This window comes from Shewanella sp. 10N.286.45.A1, assembly GCF_041470405.1.
In the GTDB taxonomy this organism is placed as follows: Bacteria; Pseudomonadota; Gammaproteobacteria; order Enterobacterales; family Shewanellaceae; genus Shewanella.
On sequence record NZ_JBFRMK010000296.1, the window covers coordinates 1 to 5,188 of the forward strand.

2 protein-coding genes are annotated in these 5,188 nt (G+C 44.0%); both read left to right on the top strand.

The window, feature by feature from the left end:
• The first annotated feature begins 663 nt into the window (after nucleotides 1-663).
• Complete coding sequence (locus AB4238_RS19440) at nucleotides 664-1,716, top strand: porin (protein WP_372034941.1); 1,053 nt, start codon at nucleotides 664-666, stop codon at nucleotides 1,714-1,716.
• A gap of 33 nt (nucleotides 1,717-1,749) precedes the next feature.
• The gene (locus tag AB4238_RS19445; RefSeq protein WP_372034943.1) at nucleotides 1,750-5,004 is read left to right on the top strand and encodes an ExeM/NucH family extracellular endonuclease; all 3,255 of its coding nucleotides are present in this window, start codon (nucleotides 1,750-1,752) and stop codon (nucleotides 5,002-5,004) included.
• Nucleotides 5,005-5,188: the final 184 nt, after the last annotated feature.

Below are 5,188 nucleotides of genomic sequence, written 5' to 3' on the forward strand. Positions count from 1 at the left end.
ATACTGATTGGTATAAATGGTCTATGTTGTTCCATACCAAATAAGACTTCTGTTCTTAGCAAGCAACGTTTTGCTGTTTTCTATTAACATTATCCTAAATTAGGAAGCACTCAAGCTTTTTAATTCCATTTTCTATTGTTTCAAATAGGCATATTTGATGTGATATTGACTTGCTAAAAATGACAAGAGCTAGTCATTTAAAAGGCAAGTTACCACTTGGCTAGATCAAATAACTAAAAAAGCAATTTATTTTAGTCAAAAAAATGCACGTTTCCACCTCAATATGCTTCATCGCTGTTCTCTGTTAACCTCTTGATTTAAGTGTTTGTTTGGCACCTCCTCTTAACGATTGTTCTCTATATCGGTCATTTATCCTTGTATTACAATTAGTTACTGTAATCAAATGTGACGTAACCTCCTTTTTTTTGTTGCAGAACTCTGCAACAATCGCTACGCACGTTAATAGAAAATAGCGGCATTATTATAAAATGGGGTTGAATGTATGAAGTATGTAATAAGAAAATCGGCGATTTTGCCTTCGATTTCACCATCGAATCCTCCAACTACCTGAGCAGCTAGCAGCTTAAGGTACGACTAATAAATTCTAATTTTGAGTTTGGCCTTCAATAAAGGCTGACAAATTACTAATCGGAAGTAACAGCAATGTTAAACAAATCAACAATTGCAATCGCTATCGTCGCTATGCTTAGCGCCGGTTCAGTGAACGCTGTAATACTAGATGGTGACAGTCAAGGCGACCATGTTCGCTTATATGGCGAAGTGGGTGTAGGTGGGCATTTTGATACCCATGCAGATTATAACCACGATGAATTCTACGATACCAAAGGCTATGTAGATGATAGCTTTGCGACTATGGGCGTATCGGGTCAACGTGAAAAATTCACTTATCGTCTTGAACTTGACTACCAACGCCGTAACTGGCTAGGCGGAGACGGTGAATTTGAATTAGCTATCGACAAATTATACGTCGGTTACCGCTTAACTGATCAGCAGTGGGTAGAGCTTGGCTTGACCGATACCGCCTTTGACGATTACGACCACTTTGGTGACTTCACATTCAATAAGTCCATCGAAACCGGCGAAGCCGGTGACCAAGAAAATACTGTTAAGTACCAAGCTAAGTTCGAGCACCTTGTTACCGGCGTTTCATACTCATACAACGGTGAGCACAAAAGTGGTGCACTACAAGGTGACATCATTAACGGCTATGTAGGCTGGATGACTGATCTGCTGTCTGTTGTAGTTGGCCTAGAAACTCGCGGCGGCTCTAATGGCGTCAGCAAATATGGTGAGCAGGAACAGATCGGTTTGGGCGTGCGTCTTAAATTGATGCCTGAACTCTCTATTGGTCTAAATGGCTTTATAGAAGATGAAGATTTATCTACACGTAAGAGCGGTGACATACACCTAGATTACCAGACCTTCCGCAACCAGGGATTAACGGTAAGTGCCAAGTATGACCTGAATGAACATTGGGAAATCATTAGTTCCGTAAACCACGAAGAGTACGAAGGTTGGGATCTTATCAGCCCGAACTATGACTACTCTGACCTACCTCCTGAGTACGGAAAAGAGCGTCGATGGGCCAGCCTAGGCTTCAACTATCGCCCAGCTCGCGACATTGTGGTGTCACTAGAAGGCCGAGTCGGGGAAGCCCCTGAAGCTGGCTACGCTTACGTGCGTATGTACTTTTAGTCCTAATCGAATTCAACTTTTATAGAGTTTACTATGAAGAAAAGTTTCCTATCGCTGGCCATTGCCAGCACCATCAGCATGGGCGCCTTCGCTGGCGTTGAAGACCTGCTGATCACCGAAATGACCCAAAGTTCTGATGCTAATGTGGGATCTATTGAGATCACTAACACAGGTTCAGATGCGTTTACTTTTACTGCTGACATTACAGCTTTCCAACGCTCAAGCGGTAAGTACGACAATGAGTTGCTTAACGCAGATGCTAAGCCGTTATTGACTGGCCACACGATTGCAGCTGGTGAATCTCTTGTGCTTGTCAACAGTCGAGCTACCGAAGAGTTTCGCAATGCGATTGAGACTCAAGGTGGCACTGTTGTGATCTCCACTTATGACAGCAGCAATAAATATAACAACCTATTCATGACTAGCGACGATGGCTTTTTCCTGAAAAATGGCGATACCGTTATCGATCGTGTTGGCGCTGTGAACGACAATAGTAAGTGGGCACCGAACACGACTCTGCGTCGTAAGAAAGATGCTGATGGTAGCAACCCTGCTCAATCTGGTACCTTCGATGCTACTAAGTGGCAGAACATCTTACCAATGAGATTTGATGATCTAGGTAAATCAGAGCTCCCCGCTGCTGATGCCGATGACATCATGGACATCTTCACTTGTCCAACGGATAAGAGTGAAATTAAGTCACCTAGTGAAGTTCAAGGGTCAGGTTTTACCTCGCCTTTAATCGCTGCTGGCGAAACCGAATCAGCTGAAAAAGTAGCTGTTAAAGGTATCGTTTCAGCTAAAGTGTCTATCCCGAATGAGGGCTTCTACCTTAGAAATATAGCCTCTGACAATGACCCAGAGACTTCCGATGGCATCTTCGTTAGTTCGAGTGCGGCGGGTGATCTGAAGGTTGGCCAAACTGTTTGTATCGGTAGTAAAGTGGCTGAATACCAAGGTCAGACACAACTGGCCGCTGATACTGCATTTAGCTGGAATGTTACTGATACTAACATCGTAACTATGCCTACCGATATTGAGGTAATTAGTTCTGACAATGGTTCTTTCGATAAAACGTTAGAACGTTACGAAGGTATGTTGGTTAACTTGCCTACGGATCTAGATCCTCAGACTGATGGCGAGCAAGATTTACGTATTACTCGCAGCTTTAGCTACAACTACCTTTCAAGTAGCAAAGGGCACAACCGCAACAATATGGTAGCGGCATATAAGCGTCCTAACTTACAGCCTAACCATTTGCATGTTGCCGGAAGTCCTGAGTCTAAGGCAGCCTATGAGCAAAACAATGACTATCGTTTAGTTATTGAGAGTGCTACGAAGTCCGATGGCATCGAGCTACCTTATTACGCTGGGTTTAACAGTGACCCACACACCAACTACATCCGTATCGACGATAGCCTCGTTAATGCGCAAGGTGTGATCAGTCAATATGAAACTGAGTTAATTCCAGGCACTGATAAGTACGATCAGGACTACAGCCTGACTATAACTAACCAGTTAACCAGCGATAACTTTATTCACAACTTACCGCGTACTGATAAACCTGATCTAGATGACACTGTGGCAGAAAATGATTTTGCTATCCGTGTTGCCAGTCAGAATCTGTTCAACTTCTTTAACTCTCCTTTCGGTGGCGATAACAATAACTTTGGTCAAAGCCGAGGTGCAGAGAGCTACGACGAATACATTAACCAAAGAACCAAACTGGTAGAAATCATTCGTGCGCAAGATGCTGATGTTATGGCGCTGATGGAGATTGAAAACAATGGTTTTGGTGATGGCAGCGCGATAGCTGAAATTGTAAATCAGGTCAATATTCAGTATGTAGATGAATATGCCCAAGATTATAATGGACCTAACTCAACAGAAAACCGTTATGTGTTTGTTGGTTTTGATAATAACGGCAATCAAATGCTGGATAACCTCGACGCCATTGGCTCTGATGCTATTGCAACAGGTATTATTTATCGCCCGAGCAAGATGAGCATTGAGCGCACTCGCGTTATCCCAATGCCGCAGCAAAAAGCACCAATCACAGTCAACGATCTTGGTGAAGTGGTTAAAGATCAAAACGATGAAATTCTAGAGAACGGTCAGAACTACCATCGTGATGCATTAGTGGTCACCTTTATCGTTAATCAAACCGGTAAGCGTTTGACCTTAGCGGTTAATCACCTTAAATCGAAAGGCTCTACTTGTTATGAAGAGTGGCAAGGTGTCGAGTTTGGCAATGCTACCACTTGGAACAACCGTACAGCGCCAGATTTGGACTACCAAGGTTCTTGTGCTGAGTTCCGCGTAGCCGGTGCTGTGCACTTAGGTGAAGAGATGGAAGACGTTCTTGGGGATAAGATTATCCTTGGTGATTTGAACGCCTATGGTAAAGAAGATCCTGTACTCGTTCTTACTGAGAACCCACGCAACAAGACGATCGTTACCGCTAGCCACACTTTCCTTGGACCTAAGCCTCAGTTTAATGAAGATGGCTCTGCAGCCACCATCACTAAGACTTATGGCTACATCGATATCGTTGGTGAAAAGTTCAAAGAGAAGGGTAAGACGCCTTGGAGTTACTCTTTCAGTGACGAAATAGGCTCGCTTGATCACATCTTGATCTCACCATCTCTAAAAGATCGCGTGATTGATGCCACTGACTGGCATGTTAATGCAGCAGAAACTGGTTTGTATGACTACCAGAACCGCTTCAAAGGTACCATCGACGGTACTGGAACGCATAAGTTCTATAAAGAGGACATCTATCGTGCGTCGGATCACGATCCTGCGCTAATCACTCTTAGCTATAAGCCTGGCGATGCGGATGCAAACGTGCCTCTGAACCTGCCAAAACTGAGAAAGTTAATCAAGGTTCCTTATCAGATCCCAACGGGTGTTACTGCTCAAGTTGGCGATGTAGCGACCGTCAATATGACTCCTGCAAATGATGAAGAGCGCTTAGATTTGAGCCAAATGGTATTGCCTAATGTGGTTCTTTCTAATGACGCAACAGCTTTAGTTAATTTCGAAGTCTTCGGTGCGCCATCAGCTATCTACAACGTTAGCGTAAGCCTGCAGCGTGATGGCCAAATTGTGGAAGGGTCTAAGCAAACTTTCAAAGCGAAGGTATCTAGCCGTGACTCTTTGATTGCTGACATTGTTGAAGAAGAAACGGACAACACTGGCGGTGACGGTAGTGCGGGTAGTGCCGGCTTCATCAGCTTGTTATCCCTGTTCGGACTAGCAGCTATACGCCGTCGTCTTCGCAAGTAAGCGTTGATCTCGATAATGAAGCGCACAGCCCGCGGGCAGTGTGCTTCCCATCAAGGATTCAAAAGAGATACGATTATGAGAATTAAAATGAATGCAGTTGCTGCGGCTACTGCTATGGTTTTGGGCGCTTTTTCTACTACGGCAAGTGCTGATTTAGTTATCACTGAATACAGTGAAGGCGATA

Excerpts from the sequence above, each read along its gene's own strand:
- AB4238_RS19440 (WP_372034941.1), top strand. The coding sequence starts at position 664 with ATGTTAAACAAATCAACAATTGCAATCGCTATCGTCGCTATGCTTAGC.
- AB4238_RS19445 (WP_372034943.1), top strand. The coding sequence starts at position 1,750 with ATGAAGAAAAGTTTCCTATCGCTGGCCATTGCCAGCACCATCAGCATG.